Source organism: Streptomyces sp. NPDC059989, from assembly GCF_042736975.1.
Lineage (GTDB): Bacteria > Actinomycetota > Actinomycetes > Streptomycetales > Streptomycetaceae > Streptomyces.
The window spans coordinates 135,208-152,079 of the sequence record NZ_JBHWUO010000001.1 but is presented as its reverse complement, the minus strand read 5'-3'; the positions used below and the strand labels follow the sequence as shown (position 1 = coordinate 152,079).

Here is a 16,872-nt window from a genome sequence, read left to right as displayed (position 1 = left end):
GCCATGATCACCCCTGCTGGGGCGCCGCCGCCGGGAACACCGCGGAAACGAGCCACCCGCCATCGGCACTCGCCCCTGCCCGCAGGGTGCCGCCCGCCGCCTCCACCCGGCCGCGCAGGCCCGCCAGTCCGGTCCCGCTCCGCAGCCGGCGGGCCAGCAGCCCGCGCGCACCCCGGGGCGCCGCCGAATTGGCCACGCTGAGCTCTATGCCCGCGCCGGCCCGGCGTACGGCGACGCGCACCACGGATGCCCCGGGCGCATGCCGGCGTACGTTCGTGAGAGCCTCGACGGCCACCCGGTACGCCGTGGTGTCCGCTTCCCGGGACAACTCCCGTACCGATGCCGGATCGACGTCCAGCACCCCGCCCTCGAAGCGCTCCACCAGCCCCGGCAGTTCCGACGTGCCCGGGAGGGAGGGGGCCTGCCCGCCGGCCGTGTCCCGCAGAGCGTGCACCGTCCGGTCCATCGCGGCGAGCGCGCCGAGCCCCGCGGCCTCGATCCGCTCCAGCGCGCGGATGGCCTGCTCGGGATCGCTGTCCGCCACGAACCTGGCCGCCTGGGCCTGCACCACGATGGCGCTCACATCGTGTGCCACGAAGTCGTGCAGATCCCGGGCCAGTTCCAGCTGCTGGTCGCGCCGTCCGTCGCGTACGGCCTGCCGTAGCCGGCTCGCCTGCCGGCGCAGATGTCCCCCGGCCAGCAAGGCGCCCAGCGCGGGCACCGCCCAGAACGCGGCCGCCCCGCAGGCCTCCAGCCACGACCCCTTCCCCCACACCAGCGGGACCGGCCACAGGGCTACGGCCGCCAGGCCCAGCGTGCCCGCGACCGTCCCGGAACGCGCCGGCGACCAGCGGGCCACCAGAGCCAGCAGCGGAAGCAGCAGGAACGCCCACAGCATCACCCACGGCGCGGGCGCCCGCAGGAACGACTGGACGATCCCGACGACGGCAGCCGCAGCCAGCAACGGGGCATACACGACACGCGGGTTCATGGTCACGAGGCCGACCCTACGAGCGCATCCCCTGAGCCTGCCATCTGCCGTTCGGCAGAGACGGCCGACACCGGGCCGCTGCCGACCTGCTGATCGGCCGATGGTTCCGCGGCGCCCGCCGGACCAGGCTTGAGGCATCACCAACCGCCTCCCGAAAAGGACTTGGACGATGGCCGTGCTCACCACTCCTGCTGCCCACGCCGCTCCCCCTGCCCACGCCGCTCCCCCTGCCCACGCCGCCTCCGCTGCTCCCGTCGTCAGCCGCCCCGTCCGCTGGGCCGCCCACGCGGCCGCCCTCACCCTGCTGCCCAGCGGCTTGTGGCGGATCGCCATAGCGGTCGGCATCCCCGTCGGCTGGGGAGTCGGCAGCGGTCTGGAGGCCGAACTCTTCCCCGGCAAGTGGTCCTTCTACCTCGTGGCCCTCAGTGCCTTCGCCGAAGGCCTCGGCCTGCTCACCCTCGGCCTCGTACAGCGCTGGGGCGAGGTGGTGCCGAGCTGGATCCCCTGGCTGGGCGGGCGCAGGATCCCGCCCCTCGCGGCCGTCGTGCCCGCCGCCCTCGGCGCCATCGCCGTCACCCTGGTCACCATTCTGGCGGCCTTCCACTGGAGCACCAACATGGCGGCGCCGGGAGCACCCACCGGGGCCGGCTGGTGGCTCATGACCCTCTGCTACGCCCCGCTGGTGCTCTGGGGCCCCCTCCTCGCGGTCGTCACGGTCGCCTACTGGCGCCGCCGCCGGATTCACGGCTGAGGTGCGGAAATTCGCTGGTACGGGGACTGCGCGAGGGGCAGAGTGAGTCGTGCGGGGAGCAACAAAAGGTCCGGGGCAGCCACTTCGAGCGCGCCATATGGCGCGGGCTGCCCCGGACCTCTCGTACGTCGTGCGGCTACGCCGCGCCCAGCAGTCGCTCCAGCACCACCGCGATGCCGTCCTCCTCGTTGGATGTCGTCACCTCGTCGGCCACTGCCTTCAGTTCCGCGTGGGCATTGGCCATCGCCACCCCGTGCGCCGCCCAGCCGAACATCGGGATGTCGTTGGGCATGTCGCCGAAGGCGATGGTCTCCGCGGCCTTCACGCCGAGCCGGCGCGCGGCCAGGGACAGGCCGGTGGCCTTGGTCAGCCCGAGCGGCAGGATCTCCACGATGCCCGGACCGGCCATCACGATGTCGACCAGGCTGCCCACGGTCTCCCGGGCCACCTTGACGAGCGCGTCGTCGTCCAGCTCGGGGTGCTGGATGTACAGCTTGTTCAGCGGAGCCGTCCACACCGCGGTGGTGTCCTCCAGGTAGAGGGCCGGGAGGCCCTCCTGCACCTGGTAGCCGGGCCCGAACAGGACCTCGCCGTCCACCCCGTCACGGCTGGCCGCCAGGGCCAGCGGACCGACCTCGGCCTCGATCTTCGACAGCGCCAGGCCGGCCAGCTGTCGGTCCAGCGTCACCGAGGTCAGCAGCCGGTGCGCACCCGCGTCGTAGACCTGCGCGCCCTGCCCGCACACGGCGATCCCCTCGTAGCCGAGATCGTCCAGCACGCTCCGGGTCCACGGCACGGCGCGGCCGGTGACGATGATGTGTGCCGCGCCCGCCGCGGTGGCCGCGACGAGCGCTTCACGGGTGCGTTCCGAGACGGTGTCGTCGCCACGCAGCAGCGTGCCGTCGAGATCGGTCGCGACGAGCTTGTACGGGAACGGGGCCGGGCTCACTTGGTGATCGGCTCCAGGACCTCGCGGCCACCGAGGTACGGACGGAGCACCTGGGGCACCCGTACCGAACCGTCGGCCTGCTGGTGGTTCTCCAGGATCGCGACGATCGTGCGCGGCACGGCGCACAGCGTGCCGTTCAGCGTGGACAGCGGCTGGGTCTTCTTGCCGTCGCGGTAGCGGATCGACAGGCGGCGGGCCTGGAAGCTGTCGCAGTTCGAGGCCGAGGTCAGCTCGCGGTACTTGCCCTGGGTCGGGATCCAGGCCTCGCAGTCGAACTTGCGCGAGGCGGAGGCACCCAGGTCACCGGTGGCGACGTCGATCACCTGGAAGGGCAGCTCCAGGCTGGTCAGCCACTGCTTCTCCCACTCCAGGAGGCGCTGGTGCTCGGCCTCGGCCTCCTCCGGCGCGACGTACGAGAACATCTCGACCTTGTCGAACTGGTGGACGCGGAAGATGCCGCGGGTGTCCTTGCCGTACGTACCGGCCTCGCGGCGGAAGCACGGGGAGAAGCCGGCGTACCGCAGCGGCAGCTTGTCGGCGTCGATGATCTCGTCCATGTGGTACGCGGCGAGCGGGACCTCGGAGGTGCCGACCAGGTAGTAGTCGTCCTTCTCCAGGTGGTACACGTTCTCCGCGGCCTGGCCGAGGAAGCCGGTGCCCTCCATGGCGCGCGGGCGGACCAGCGCGGGGGTGAGCATCGGGATGAAGCCGGCCTCGGTGGCCTGCGCGATGGCCGCGTTGACCAGGGCCAGCTCCAGCAGGGCGCCCACGCCGGTGAGGTAGTAGAAGCGCGAGCCCGACACCTTGGCGCCGCGCTCGACGTCGATGGCACCCAGCGACTCGCCGAGCTCCAGGTGGTCCTTGGGCTCGAAGCCCTCGGCGGCGAAGTCGCGGATGGTGCCGTGTGTCTCCAGGACGGTGAAGTCCTCCTCGCCGCCGACCGGGACGTCCTCGTGGACGATGTTGCCGAGCCGGAGCAGGAGCTGCTTGGCGGCCTCGTCGGCCTCGTTCTGCTCGGCCTCGGCCGCCTTGACGTTCTGCTTGAGCTGCTCGGCCCGCTTCAGCAGCTCCGCCCGCTCCTCCGGAGAGGCCTTGGGGATGAGCTTGCCGAGGGACCTCTGCTCATTGCGCAGTTCGTCGAAGCGCATGCCTGAGGACCTGCGGCGCTCGTCGGCGGAGAGCAGTGCGTCGACGAGTTCGACGTCCTCTCCACGGGCGCGCTGCGAGGCGCGGACACGGTCAGGGTCTTCACGGAGCAGCCGGAGGTCAATCACCCCTCCAGGCTACCGGGCTGGGGTTCCTGGGATCACACCGATATCACGCTGCGTGCCGCTATGTCCCAATTGTGGCGAATGGATAAGTATTGCCGCTCGGCCGGAAGTGGGCCTTCTCGGGGGGTCAATAAAAGGTGGCCCATTCCCCGAAAAGGGGCACAAGGCCGACGGGCGAGGAGGCCCTGAGCAGGGCCGGAAGGCGTTCCTTGTCCACAGGAATTCCCGCTACCCCCACTTTATCCACAGGCTGTGTGCCGCATCTGTGGACACGGAAATAGATCATTCCGGATCGGCGGGCCGCCCGGGCGAATCAGGGTTCAAACCACCCTCACACACTCATTCGGGTGGGAATGACTCGCTCCAAAGAGTTGATCGGTGATACGGGGGTGACGCCGTTCACCTTCCGCTCCCCAGCGCGAAACCTGGGCCCCCCGACCGATATGTCGACCTTGTCGTGCCGCTGTGTCGACTTGTCCCCAGGTCCCCATCTCGGCCTGTGGATAACTCTGTGGACAGTGGAGAAGTCCTACGCCCGGCCGTCGAGGCAGCGCGTCAGCCAGTCGGAGGCGGCCGTGAAGTCGCCGTCGGAGGTTCCCGGCCGCGGAGCGCGCACGTCACCCTGAGCGACGCCCGCGCGCGGATAGGAGCCGAGGAAGCGGACCTGCGGGCACGTCCGCTTGAGGCCCATGAGCGCCTCGCTGACCCGACGGTCGGAGACATGGCCCTCGGCATCGACCGCGAAGCAGTAGTTGCCGATGCCCTGACCCGTCGGCCGCGACTGGATCAGCATCAGGTTGACCCCGCGCACGGCGAACTCCTGGAGGAGCTCCAGCAGCGCACCGGGGTGGTCGTCGCCGAGCCACAGCACGACCGAGGTCTTGTCGGCGCCGGTCGGGGCCGCGGGCCGGGCGGGCCGCCCGACGAGCACGAACCGGGTCTCGGCGTTCTCCGCGTCGTGGATCTCGGTGACCAGCGGGACCAGCCCGTAGGTGGCGGCGGCGAACTCGCCCGCGAAGGCGGCGTCGAAGCGGCCCTCCTGGACCAGCCGGGCACCGTCGGCGTTCGAGGCCGCCGACTCCCACACCGCGTCGGGCAGATTGGCCCGCAGCCAGTTGCGCACCTGGGGCTGGGCCACCGGGTGCCCGGTGACGGTCTTGACGTCGGACAGGGTGGTCCCGGGCCGGACGAGCAGCGCGAAGGCGATGGGCAGCAGCACCTCGCGGTAGATCATCAGGGGCTCGCCGGAGGCCAGCTCGTCGAGGGTGGCGGTGACCCCGCCCTCCACCGAGTTCTCGATCGGCACCAGGGCGGCCGCAGCCTCGCCGTTGCGCACGGCGTCCAGGGCAGCCGGCACCGACACCATCGGGATGAGCTCCCGGGTGGCGGCTTCCGGCAGTGTGCGCAGGGCGGCTTCGGTGAAAGTGCCCTCGGGACCGAGATACGTGAAGCGGGTGGCCGACATGCGATCAGCGTAGTCCGGGGCCGTGCCCACCGGGGCGCTTGTTCATCCTTCGAGCAGGCGTTGCCCCACGTACTCCCCGGTGCGGGGGCCGGGCGGGACGGCGTACAGGCCGCTGGACTCGTGCCGGATGAACTGCGACAGCGCGTCCCCGCGGTCGAGCTTGCGCTGGACGGGCACGAAGCCGCGCAGCGGGTCGGCCTGCCAGCAGATGAAGAGGAGCCCGGCGTCCGGAGCGCCGTCGGCACCGATCCCGTCGTGGAAGGAGAACGGGCGCCGCAGCATGGCGGCCCCGCCGTTCTGCTCGGGGGCGGAGATCCGGGCGTGGGCGTTGGACGGGATGACCGGCTTGCCGTCGGTGCCGATCTTGTCGAGTGCCATCTCGGTGGTCTCGGTGCCGCCGGTCAAAGGTGCGCCCGTGGCCTTGGTGCGGCCGATGACCTGCTCCTGCTGGGCGAGGGACTGCTTGTCCCAGTCGTCGAGGAGCATCCGGATGCGCCGCACCACCGCGTACGAGCCCCCGGCCATCCAGGAGTGCTCGGCCGGCCCGGGACCCGCGCCGGGGACGAAGATCCGCTTGTCGAAGTCGGGTTCCGAGGGCTTCGGATTGCCGGTGCCGTCGATCTGGCCCATGAGGTTGCGGGCGGTCATCGGGGTGCCGGTGGCCCCGGGGGACCGGTTGAAGCCGTTCATCTGCCAGCGGACGCGGGCGGCGTCCCCGGCGTCCTTCTGGAGGGCGCGCAGTGCGTGGAAGGCGACGAGCCCGTCGTTCGAGCCGATCTGGACCCACAGGTCGCCGTTGCTGCGCTGGGCGTCGAGCCGGTCGGAGGAGAAGTCCGGCAGCGGGTCCAGGGCGACGGGGCGGCGTGCGGTGAGGCCGGTGCGCTCGAAGAAGGAATGGCCGAAGCCGAAGGTGACCGTGAGGGAGGACGGGCCCGCGTCGAGGGCGACACCGGTGTCGGAGGAACCGGAGGGCTCGCCCGCCATGAGCCGGCGGGCGGTCTCCGACCAGCGCCGCATCAGCGCGGCGGCCTCCGTGCGGCCCGCGCCGCCCACGAGATCGAAGGCGACGACGTGGCCCTTGGCCTGCAGGGGCGTGGTGATGCCGGCCTGGTGGTCGCCGTGGAAGGCGACCTGGGTGGCGCCGAGGGAGGTCAGGCTCCCGGGGGCCCCTGAGGCGGAGCCGCTCCCGGAGTCGGCGAGCGCGGAGTGCGCCAGGGCGCCGCCCGCGGCGCCGAGCGCGAGCCCGGCGGCGCCCGCGGCGCCGACGGTGCCCAGCAGTCGGCGCCGGGAGATCTCGATGTCGGGGTTGCTCTCGGTCACGCTGTTCAGCCGATCTTCACGGTCTTCTGGACGGTCGTCTGGTCGATGTCGGAGGTACGGAGGGTCACGTCGATGCGCCATTCGCCGGCGAGCGGCAGCTGTACCCCGGACGCGGTCCAGTGTCCGGGGGCGGCCTGCTCGGGGACGAGGGGCAGGGGGCCGATGTCCTTCGACGGAAGGGTGAAGGCCACCTTGACCTCGGGGAGGTCGAAGGGCCGGCCGTCGCCGGATTCGGCCCAGAGGTGCAGGGTGTTGGCTCCGACCCGGCCCGGGTCGAGCTCGAGCCGGATGGTGCCCTTGCCGTTCTGGCCGCCCGTGTCGAAGGGCAGGGTGATCTTGACGGCGCGGTCGGGAACGGCGGTGGTGGCCGCGCCGCCGCGGCCGGCCTCCCGTTCCACGGTGCGTCCGGGTTCGGTGCTGGTGAGGACCGTGGTGACGGCCAGCAGGACCACGGCGACGCCCGCCTCGGCGAGGACGGAGCGGCGCAGTCCGGCGCGGTCCGGGTCGGCGTCCCGGACCTGCTTCTGGCGCGCGTTCTCGCGGGCGGCGTTCTGCCGGGCGAGCTGCGCGGCGCGCTTGGGGTCGGCGGGGACGGTGACGGACTGTGTTTCACGTGAAACATCGCGCTGCGCGACGACCTTCGGAGCCCGCCCGGCATCGGCTTCGTCGGCCTCGTCGACCACCTGGGCCTCGGAGAGCCGTCCGGTCCACCTCCGGGACACGGCGGCGATCCCGACGAGGACGGCGACCAGGCCGACCTTCACGAGCAGCAGCCGACCGTAGTCGGTGCCGGTGAGGGCGGACCAGCTGCCGACCTGGCGCCAGGACTGGTAGACGCCGGTGACGGTGAGCACCAGGACACTGATGAAGGCGACCCGGGAGAAGCGCCGGACGGCTGCCCGCTCGATACCGGGGATCTTGTGCAGGGCGACGAGCAGCGCGGTGAGCCCGCCCAGCCAGGCGGCGACGGCCAGCAGGTGCAGGATGTCGGCGGGCATGGCGATGCCGGGCTGGATACCGGTCGAGGCGTGCTCGGACAGGGCCCAGGTGGCGGCGATGCCGCCGGACACGACGGCGCCGCCGATGGCCAGGCCGAAGGCGAGGTCGCTGGTGTCCTTGCCCTCCTCGCCTGATCCGGAGCCTGATCCGGAGCCTGATCCGGAGCCGGAGCCGGAGCCGGAGCCTGATCCGGAGCCGGGGCCCTGCACGCGCCGCGCGAAGACGCCGAAGAGGACCGCGATGAAGAGGGCCGCGGCGCCGAGCAGGAGCAGCCGGGAGACCAGGGAGGCACCGGCCTTGGTCTCCAGGACGGCCTTCAGCGCGTCCAGGTCGAAGGCGTCGGCGAACTTCCCGGACCCTGTGTACGGCCCGCGGAGCACCAGCATCGCCAGGGTGGCGGCGGTCAGGGTGACCCAGGCGCGCACGACCAGCCTCTGGAGCGGCCGCTCGGCGGCGCCCCGCCGCCAGCACAGCAGGATGAAGGCGGAGCCGCCGACGAGGACGGTGAAGCCGGCGTAGGCGACGTAGCGGGCGATCCCGTACGCGATGCCGACCGGACCGCCGCCCGCCTGTCGGGTGGGGAGGGCGACCTCGGTGGCGGAGGGCTCGCCGACGGAGAAGGTGAAGGCGCCGGAGATCGGGTGGCTGTCGGCGGAGACGGCCTGCCAGGCCACGGTGTAGGTGCCGTTGGGCAGGCCGGGCTGCAGGGCGGTGCCGTAGCGGACGGTGCTCCCGCTGCACATGTCGCGCAGCTCACCGGTGTCCACGCGCTTGCCCTTGGGGTCCAGGACGCGGATGGAGTCGTCCCCCATGGCGACCTGCTCCGAGAACGAGAGCGTGACCTGGGCGGGCGCCGTGGCGACCACCGCCCCGTCCTTGGGGTCGCTCGCGGTGAGTGCGGCGTGCGCCGTGGCCGGGGAGGCCGCGGTGAACAGGGTTGCCAGCAGGGCTGCGAGGACCAGCGCGAGCCGCGGCAGGAGTGCCGTGGCGCGGGCGCGGGCCAGGGAGGGGGCGGGGGCGATGGCCGTCATGGCGTGTCGGTTCCTCGGTCCGTCAGTGGGCGTTGCCGTCGGTGGGTGCCGAAGCCTGCGGGTTGTACGTCCGTTCCTTCACGTCGAGTTCGACCTTCACGGGGTCGGCCTTCTCGAAGCGCAGCTCGACGGTCACCTTGTCGCCGACCTTCGGGGTGCTCTTGAGTCCCATGAACATGACGTGGCTGCCGCCGCGCGCCAGCTTGAGCTCACCGTTGGCAGGCACGTCCAGGGACGGGACCTGCTGCATCTTCTGGTCCTTGGTCTCGTGGATCTGGAGATCGTCGGAGAGCGTGGAGGTGACGCCGGTGAGCTTGTCGGCGGTCTTGGACTCGTTCTCGATGACCATGAACGCGCCGGCCATCTTGTCGTTGACGGGCTGGGGCATGAAGGCGCCGCTGACCTTCATCGTGGGCTTGGCCGCGTCGTCCGAGGAGGCGGAGCAGCCGGATATCGCGAAGGCTGCCGTCAGGGAGAGGGCGGCGGCCAGGGTGCGGGTGGTGCGGGCGTTCACGGGTTCTCCCCCTTGATGATCTTCGGCAGGTCCTTGGCGTAGTCGTCGACGGTGGTGCCCTCGCCGTAGAGGACGTAGCCCTCGTCGGTCTTGGGCGAGAACGCGATGACCTGGGCGCCGTGCATGGAGACGACGTCGCCGTTGGCCTCCGTCTTGGCGGCCTCGATGCCGATGCCGAGCGAGCGCGCGCCGGCCTGGATGGTGGCGAAGTCCCCGGTCAGTCCGATGAAGGCCGGGTCCTGGGCCTTGAGCCACGGGCCGAGGGCGGCGGGGGTGTCCCTTTCGGGGTCGGTGGTGACGAAGACGACCTGGAGGTTGTCCTGGTCCGCCTTCGGGAGCGCCTTCTTGGCCACGGCGATGTTGCTCATCGTCAGCGGGCACACGTCGGGGCAGTGGGTGTAGCCGAAGTAGATGAGCGTCGGCTTGCCCTTGGTCTGCTCGCGCAGGTTCCACGGCTTGCCGGTGGTGTCCGTCAGGACCAGCTCCGGCTTGGTGAAGGGGCGGTCCAGGACGGTCGCGGGCTTGGCGTTGTTGCGGCCGCCGCTGATCTGGGTCACCGAGTCGGTCTTGGCGGGATCGCCGCCGCAGGCGGTGAGGGTGAGCGCGGCCGCCGCGAGGAGAGCGGCGACCGTGACACGTGTGGTGCGCATGGAAATGTCCCTGGGATCGGGGATGTTACGGATGGTCTTGAGCGACGGGTCCGGGGCGCTGCGGGTCCGCAGGCGCGGCGGATCGGGCGGAGGGACGGATCAGGCGGAGCGGCGGCGCGAGGCGACGCCGAAGGCCACACCGCCCAGCCCGATGACGATGCCGGCGATGCCGAGGGCGCGCGCGGTCGTGTCGGAGCCGTGGTCGCCGGCGGCCTTGTCGTGGCCGTGCCCGTCGTTCCCGTCCGTGCCGGAGTTCTTGGCGTCGGTCTTCTTGTCACCGGCGTCGTGGTGGTCGTCCGCGGCCTTGGCGGCGGTCAGCTTCAGGACCGGAGCCGGGGTCTGCGGCTCCGGGGCGCCCTCCTTGGCCTCCTCGATCCAGCGGACGACCTCGTTGTTGTCGTACGTCTGGATCGCCTTGAAGACCATCTGGTCGGCGTTGTCGGGGAGCTTGCCGACGGAGACCGGGAACTGCTGGAACTTGCCGGGCTCGATCTTGCCGCCGGACCAGGTCACCTTGGTGACGACCTCGTTGACCTGCTTGCCGTGCACGGTCAGCGGCTTGTCGAGCTTGGTCTTCTCGACATTGGACGTCCAGCCGGGGATGTCCTGCGGCATGACCGAGGTGAGCGGCTGGTCCACCGGGAAGTTGACCTCGAGCTGCGTGGTCGCGGCGTTGTCACGCTCGTTGGGGACCTTGAAGTTGATCGTCGCGTAGCCGCCCTTGGTGGCCTCGCCGGGCTGCACGCTGACGTGCGCGAAGGCGGTACCGGACAGGACGAGGACGCTACCGGCGGCGAGGGCGGCGGCGAAGGAGATGCGAGAGGTCTTCATGGCAGAAACACTCCACGGAAGCAGTGGTGACGGTGGCTCCGCGCACGGGCGCGCGCGGAGTTCGCGGCACCGGTGCTCCCACCGTGTGTCCCGGGGAGGAGGGTGCCGCGTCAGGCTGCGAGGGCGAGCGCCGTGGGCGGCCCGCGCCTGATCACCGTGTGCTGGAGTGCCTCCCGGCCGGTTGCCGCCGGGAATGCCGCATCGGCCCGCGGGGCCCGCGGTGTACGGGCGGGCGCCCCCGGGAGACCTGCGCCGAGGGCCCGTACGAAGGCCAGCGCGGCGCGCAGCGGCCGTACGGGATCGGCTTCGGCGGACAGCCGGGACAGCTCGACGAGCCGGAAGAGCGCGGCGTCGCCGCGGCCGAGCAGCCAGCCGGCGGCGAGCGCGGCCAGCAGATGGCCGAGCAGCATGGCCGGACTGAAGAGGCCGGTCACGGGCGCGGTGGTGGCGGCCTGGGCCAGGTGGGCATGTGCGCCGTGGCCCTGCACCGCGATCTGCCCCGCCTCGGTGAGCTGTCCGGCCTGCGCGGCCTGTTCGGCCAGCGCGGCCGGGTCCAGGCCGGCGGTCTCCAGGATCTGCCGGGCGTCGGCCGGGCTGAGCGGTACGGAGTTGCCCCCGCACACCAGCCGGGCGGCGAGCGCCGCGAGCGAGCCGTCGGAGGTCCCGGCCGGGACCTGGGCCGTCGCGGCGTCGTGCTGGCCGAGGCCGAACAGCACGTGCAGTGCGAGCTGTCCGACGGTGAGCCCGGCGGCGATGCCGGGCAGCGCGCGCCGGCGTCCCGCGAGCGGGGCCGCGACCGCGAAGACCACGAGGAAGCCGAGGCACAGGGACCACCAGGGCACGGTGGCGCAGGATGCCAGGGCGTGCCCGGCCGCGGACAGCACGACACAGACCGCGGTGAACACCGCGGCCCGGATCAGCCGGAGGCCGGCTCCGGCGTGCGTCGCGTGGGGGGCAGTCATGGCCGGGCCATCATCGCACTGCGCTTAGGGCTTTCATACGGCAGGTCCGGAAGGTCCCTTGAGTCCCCCTCGAACTTCCCCTCACGCGGCGCACCACGCGCCTCCGCGGGCACGGCCGCACGCACCAGCATCGCCCTGCCCACCCCGCATACACCGATGCCCGGGAGAGTCGCATCGGCCGAACGAGGGCAATGAGTGCTCCGGCGGCCGCCCGGGCGCTTACGGCCCCCCGCGGGCGGCAATAGGTATCCGTATGAGCATCTGGTGGTCTCTCCACTTGAGGCGCGAAGCCGCGAGCGTGCCGCTCGCCAGGCGACTGCTGCTGGGGACGATGGAGACCGCGGGGGTGGACCCGGACATCTCCTTCGATCTCTCGGTGGCGTTGAGCGAGGCGTGCGCGAACGCGGTGGAGCACGGCGGGGGCGGCGGCCTCCCGGACGAGACCGGGGCGTACCACGTCACGGCCTATCTGGACGGGGACTGCTGCCGCATCGAGGTGACCGATTCGGGCCCGGGGTTCCCGCCCGCGACGGTGGCCCGCCTCAGACCCTCGCTGGCCGAGCACGGCCGGGGCCTGCACCTGATCGCGGAACTCGCCGACCACGTCCGCTTCCGCAACAGGCCGGGCCGCGGCGCGGTGGTGAGCTTCGACAAGATGCTGAAGTGGCGCGACGACGCGCTGCTGAAGGTGTCGTAGGAACGCCGCAGGGGCGGGCCCCCTGTCGGGAGCCCGCCCCTCGTCACGCGCGAGCGCTGTCGTCGGCCCTGCGTCAGCCCTTGAGCCGCGCCATCCAGGCCTCGACCTCGACCGAGGTGCGGGGCAGCCCGGCCGACAGGTTCCTGTTGCCGTCCTCGGTGACGAGGATGTCGTCCTCGATCCGGACGCCGATGCCGCGGTACTCCTCGGGCACGGTCAGGTCGTCGGCCTGGAAGTACAGACCCGGCTCGACGGTGAGGCACATGCCCGGCTCCAGCGTGCCGTCGACGTACGCCTCGGTGCGCGCGGCGGCGCAGTCGTGGACGTCCATGCCGAGCATGTGGCCGGTGCCGTGCAGGGTCCAGCGGCGCTGCAGGCCGAGCTCCAGGACGCGCTCGACCGGGCCCTCCAGCAGGCCCCACTCGACGAGCTTCTCGGCCAGCACGTGCTGCGAGGCGTCGTGGAAGTCGCGGAACTTCGCACCCGGCTTGACGGCGGCGATGCCGGCTTCCTGGGACTCGTAGACCGCGTCGTAGATCTTGCGCTGGATGTCGGTGTACGCGCCGTTGATCGGCAGCGTGCGCGTGACGTCGGCGGTGTAGAGGGAGTGGGTCTCCACGCCGGCGTCGAGCAGCAGCAGGTCGCCGGAGCGGACGTCGCCGTCGTTGCGGACCCAGTGCAGGGTGCAGGCGTGCGGACCGGCGGCGCAGATGGAGCCGTAGCCGACGTCGTTGCCCTCCACGCGGGCGCGCAGGAAGAAGGTGCCCTCGATGTAGCGCTCGGAGGTGGCCTCCGCCTTGTCGAGGACCTTCACGACGTCCTCGAAGCCGCGGACGGTGGAGTCGACGGCCTTCTGGAGCTCGCCGATCTCGAACTCGTCCTTCACGGCGCGGGCCTCGGAGAGGTAGACGCGCAGTTCCTCGTCGCGCTCCTTGGTCACCTTGTCGGTGAGGGCGGACTCGATGAGCGAGTCGTGGCCGCGCACGTTGCGCACCGGGCCCTCGGCCTCGGTGAGGGCCTCGGCGAGCTCGCGGACGTCCTTGGCGGGGATGCCGAGCAGCTGCTCCGCCTCGGTGAGGGAGTGGCGGCGGCCGACCCACAGCTCGCCCTGGCCCGACAGCCAGAACTCGCCGTTCTCACGGTTGGAGCGCGGCAGCAGGTAGACGGTGGCGGCGTGGCCGGTCTCCCCGGTGGGCTCCAGGACCAGGACGCCGTTCTCCGTCTGGTCGCCGGTGAGGTACGCGTACTCGGTCGAGGCGCGGAAGGGGTACTCGGTGTCGTTGGAGCGCGTCTTCAGACGGCCCGCGGGGACGACAAGGCGCTCGCCGGGGAAGCGCGCGGACAGCGCGGCGCGGCGGGCGGCGGTGTGCGCGGCCTGCGCGATGGGCTCCAGCCCGTGCAGTTCGGTGTCCGCCCAGCCGGAGCGCATGTTCTCGGCGAGCTCGTCGCTGACGCCCGGGTACAGCCCGTTCTTGCGCTGCTTGTGCGTCTTCTTGGGCTGCTCTTCTTCCGGGGTCTCCGGGGTGAGCTCGTCAGCCACGTCTTCTCCTCAGCTACGACAGGCACGGACCTGGTGTGGACCTCGTCCATCGTATGTGCGACCGGACGGCCCCCGGCGGGGCTTGTGCCCTATCGCACAAACAGCGATAAACCAAACAATCCGGTCGCAGATCACTCGAACCGGGCGGCAAGCAGCACGATGTCCTCGGGGAGGTCGGCCGGCTCCCCCTCGGGCAGCACGGTCCGCAGGATGTGGTCGCAGAGTGCGGCCGGGTCCTCCCGGGCGGTACGGGGCACACCCGCGGCCGCCGCGTGCAGCCGGGCATAGGCCCGGTCCATCGGGTCGCCGGTACGGCGCAGCAGCCCGTCCGTGTACAGCAGCACCGTTTCTCCGGGGGCGGGCTCGAGCTCCACGCTCGGTGCCTCCCAGCAGGAGAGCATCCCCAGCGGAGCGGAGAGCGAGGTCTCCACGTACTCGGTGCGCCGCTCGCCGATCAGCAGCGGCGGGGTGTGCCCGGCGCCGGCCAGGATCATCTTGCGCTGGGCGGGCTCGCAGTAGGCGAAGAGCGCGGTGGCCGAGCGCGCCGGCTCGGTGAGGCGCAGCAACAGCTCCAGGTCGGACAGGACGGCGACGGGGTCCTCGCCCTCCATGACGGCGTAGGCGCGCAGGGAGGCGCGCAGCCTGCCCATCGCGGCGACGGCGCTCGGCCCGGATCCGGTGACGGAGCCGACGGCCAGACCCAGGGCGCCGTCGGGCAGCGGCAGGGCGTCGTACCAGTCGCCCCCGCCGAGCGGCCCGGTGTGGTGGCGGGCGGCGAGCTGGACCCCGGGGACCCGGGGGAGCCGGCTGGGCAGCAGCTCCTCGGCGACGGTGGCCAGGCGCGAGCGGGAGCGCTCCACCTGCAGCATCCGGGCCAGGTGCTCGGCGGCGTGCCGCACGTACAGGCCGACGAGGTCGCGCTGGCGGTCGTTGGGCTCGGCCTGCTCGTCGTAGAGCCAGACGGCCGCGCCGAGCCGGCCGGTGGCCTCCGCGGTCAGCGGCAGCGCGTAGCTGGCGGCGTAGCCGAGACGGGCGGCGACCTCGCGGTGGCGGGGGTCGACGGGGGCGGCGAAACCACCGGCGCCGACGGGGGCGTCCGGCTCGGGGAGCAGCTCGGAGCCGCCGTGGGCGTCGGGGAGCCCGTCGAGGATGCGGCCGTACGAGGTCGCGCTGCGCGGCACGGTCTCGATGTGGCCGAGGTCGGCGTGGCCGAGGCCGAGGCCGATGGTGCTGGTGGGGCCGAGCCCGTCGGAGGGCTCCAGGACGATCAGGCCGCGCCGGGCGCCGACGAGGGCCGCGCCGGCGCGCAGGAACTCGTGGAGGGAGGAGTCCAGATCATCGGTGCGGGCCAGGCGCTCGGTGAGCTCGTGGAGGGTGGTGAGGTCCGAGACCATGCCCGCGAGCCGGTCCTGGATGAGACTGCCCGGGCCGGGTGCGGGAGCCTGGGCGGGAGTGGTCCGTGCGGGAGTGGGCGCCACAGTGTGCGGTGACGCCGTGACTGCTGGATCGATTCCAGCCACTTTCGGCAGATGCGGGGCGCTCATGGCGTCCGCCTTTCCACCTGGTGCGATTCGCCATATAGCATCGCAAACCCCCAGATCGTGCTGCGCCGCCATCAAGGAATCCACATCTACACGCACACACGGATACATGTCCAGCATTGCCCAGGTGGGAATCCTGGTGTCCGTGGGGCGGCAACTCACTGTCCGGCCAAGGCTAGAACTTGGCCGGAAAAAGCTGGAAGCCGATGGTTTTTGGGGTCGACTGGGCGGGCTCCACAAGGGGTTCGGGTACGTAATCGGTAGTGCCCGGGGCCAGTTGGCCCCGCCCTTGCCCGGTCCCTGCCCCGTTCCGACGCCGCTCCGGCACGACCCGGCACGGCCCGGGAACCGTCCGGCGCGGGCCGTCGTCCTTAGCGGCGGCAGCCGGTCTGGGCACCGGTGCGGGTCGCGCTTCGCCCCCGCCGGACGTTTGATGGACCCGCAAGAAAACTGCACGAACCGTGTGAACCTGCTTATAGCGGACAGTGACGCGAAACGTGTACGTGTGGTGAGACACCGCTTACATGGTGTGATGTGGCCCTCGGCGTTCAACGGAAAGGAACGAGCGCTCATGCGCGAGATCCTCGGAAGGCGTCTCCAGCGGCTCCGCGATCGCTTTCAATCCCTGCGCCCCGACCCGGGACAGAGCGGCGGCACGCCGGCGCTCCTCGACGCGGCGCTCACCTGCGCCACCGCATGGCAGTGGCCCGTGCTGCCCGGCGTCGGCCGGTCCGCCGCGGACGGCTCGCGATGCGCCTGCCCCGACCCCGACTGCGTCGTCCCCGGCGCCCACCCCTTCGACCCCGGACTGCTCGCGGCCACCACCGACCCCCGGATGGTGACCTGGTGGTGGACCAACCGGCCCACCGCCCCCGTCCTGATGGCCACCGGCGGGACCGCCCCGTGCGCGGTGAGCCTCCCGGCCGGCGCGGCCGCGCGGGCCCTCGTACGACTGGACGCGCAGGGCCTGCGTCTCGGGCCGGTCGTGGCCACTCCCACCCGCTGGTCGCTGCTGGTGGCGCCGTATTCGCTGGAGCGGCTCGGCGAACTCCTCTACGCCAAGGACCAGGTGCCCTCGTCGCTGCGCTTCCACGGCGAGGGCGGCTACCTGTTGCTGCCGCCCTCCGCCGCGTCCAGCGGCGGCCGGGTGCGCTGGGAGCGGGAACCGCGGCCGGGGCCGGGGCGGTCGGCCGCGGCATGTCTCTGGCTGCCCGAGGTCGAGGCGGTCGTGGACGCGCTGGTCGAGGCGAGCAGCGGCGCGCCCGGCGGCGGCAGCAGGCTCGCGTACTGACCCGCCCGCCACCGGTGGATCACTCGTACGGGTGCCGGCGGGGCGAGTTTGCAAGGGAATTGGGCGCGG

At 72.0% G+C, this 16,872-nt stretch carries 15 protein-coding genes; 3 read left to right on the top strand and 12 right to left on the bottom strand.

The window, feature by feature from the left end; genetic code table 11:
- Window positions 1–7 precede the first annotated feature (7 nt).
- Window positions 8–991, bottom strand: coding sequence for a sensor histidine kinase (locus ACFWBN_RS00760; RefSeq protein ID WP_385168912.1), 984 nt, complete (start codon window positions 989–991; stop codon window positions 8–10).
- 169 nt (window positions 992–1,160) lie between these two features.
- On the opposite strand from ACFWBN_RS00760, the gene ACFWBN_RS00755 reads away from it, so the two are divergent.
- Window positions 1,161–1,742, top strand: a complete 582-nt coding sequence (locus ACFWBN_RS00755; protein ID WP_385168350.1) for a hypothetical protein — start codon at window positions 1,161–1,163, stop codon at window positions 1,740–1,742.
- Window positions 1,743–1,878: 136 nt separating this feature from the next.
- Here the strand turns inward: ACFWBN_RS00755 and ACFWBN_RS00750 are convergent, their stop codons facing one another.
- The 9 genes from ACFWBN_RS00750 to ACFWBN_RS00710 form a co-directional block, all read right to left on the bottom strand.
- Window positions 1,879–2,691: an HAD family hydrolase gene (locus tag ACFWBN_RS00750; RefSeq protein WP_385168347.1), complete on the bottom strand. Its 813-nt coding sequence runs from the start codon at window positions 2,689–2,691 to the stop codon at window positions 1,879–1,881.
- Window positions 2,688–3,965 (bottom strand): serine--tRNA ligase, encoded by a 1,278-nt coding sequence (gene serS / locus ACFWBN_RS00745; RefSeq protein WP_385168344.1) that lies wholly within the window; start codon window positions 3,963–3,965, stop codon window positions 2,688–2,690. Before serS ends, ACFWBN_RS00750 begins: the two co-directional genes overlap by 4 nt.
- 526 nt (window positions 3,966–4,491) lie before the next feature.
- Window positions 4,492–5,427, bottom strand: coding sequence for a prephenate dehydratase (gene pheA, locus ACFWBN_RS00740; protein ID WP_385168342.1), 936 nt, complete (start codon window positions 5,425–5,427; stop codon window positions 4,492–4,494).
- Between the two features lie 42 nt (window positions 5,428–5,469).
- A complete protein-coding gene (gene efeB, locus ACFWBN_RS00735) occupies window positions 5,470–6,828 on the bottom strand; it encodes an iron uptake transporter deferrochelatase/peroxidase subunit (protein WP_385168339.1) in 1,359 nt (452 codons plus the stop codon).
- Window positions 6,753–8,777 carry a copper resistance CopC/CopD family protein gene (locus tag ACFWBN_RS00730; protein WP_385168337.1) on the bottom strand — a complete coding sequence of 675 codons (2,025 nt, stop codon included), beginning with the start codon at window positions 8,775–8,777 and terminating at the stop codon, window positions 6,753–6,755. Before ACFWBN_RS00730 ends, efeB begins: the two co-directional genes overlap by 76 nt.
- A 22-nt stretch (window positions 8,778–8,799) precedes the next feature.
- Window positions 8,800–9,291, bottom strand: coding sequence for a copper chaperone PCu(A)C (locus ACFWBN_RS00725; protein ID WP_385168334.1), 492 nt, complete (start codon window positions 9,289–9,291; stop codon window positions 8,800–8,802).
- Complete coding sequence (locus ACFWBN_RS00720; protein WP_385168331.1) at window positions 9,288–9,941, bottom strand: SCO family protein; 654 nt, start codon at window positions 9,939–9,941, stop codon at window positions 9,288–9,290. Before ACFWBN_RS00720 ends, ACFWBN_RS00725 begins: the two co-directional genes overlap by 4 nt.
- 99 nt (window positions 9,942–10,040) lie before the next feature.
- Window positions 10,041–10,772 (bottom strand): YcnI family protein, encoded by a 732-nt coding sequence (locus ACFWBN_RS00715; protein ID WP_385168329.1) that lies wholly within the window; start codon window positions 10,770–10,772, stop codon window positions 10,041–10,043.
- A gap of 110 nt (window positions 10,773–10,882) precedes the next feature.
- Complete coding sequence (locus ACFWBN_RS00710; RefSeq protein ID WP_385168326.1) at window positions 10,883–11,734, bottom strand: hypothetical protein; 852 nt, start codon at window positions 11,732–11,734, stop codon at window positions 10,883–10,885.
- A 253-nt stretch (window positions 11,735–11,987) separates the two neighbouring features.
- Here ACFWBN_RS00710 and ACFWBN_RS00705 point away from each other — a divergent pair, with 253 nt between their 5' ends.
- The gene (locus ACFWBN_RS00705; protein WP_385168324.1) at window positions 11,988–12,431 is read left to right on the top strand and encodes an ATP-binding protein; all 444 of its coding nucleotides are present in this window, start codon (window positions 11,988–11,990) and stop codon (window positions 12,429–12,431) included.
- A gap of 73 nt (window positions 12,432–12,504) precedes the next feature.
- Here ACFWBN_RS00705 and ACFWBN_RS00700 read toward each other — a convergent pair whose 3' ends face one another.
- Window positions 12,505–13,971: an aminopeptidase P family protein gene (locus ACFWBN_RS00700; RefSeq protein WP_385168321.1), complete on the bottom strand. Its 1,467-nt coding sequence runs from the start codon at window positions 13,969–13,971 to the stop codon at window positions 12,505–12,507.
- 131 nt (window positions 13,972–14,102) lie between these two features.
- A complete protein-coding gene (locus ACFWBN_RS00695) occupies window positions 14,103–15,632 on the bottom strand; it encodes a PP2C family protein-serine/threonine phosphatase (RefSeq protein WP_385168318.1) in 1,530 nt (509 codons plus the stop codon).
- Between the two features lie 451 nt (window positions 15,633–16,083).
- Here ACFWBN_RS00695 and ACFWBN_RS00690 point away from each other — a divergent pair, with 451 nt between their 5' ends.
- Entirely contained in the window at window positions 16,084–16,803 is a 720-nt protein-coding gene (locus ACFWBN_RS00690) for a bifunctional DNA primase/polymerase (RefSeq protein WP_385168315.1), read from the top strand.
- Window positions 16,804–16,872: the final 69 nt, after the last annotated feature.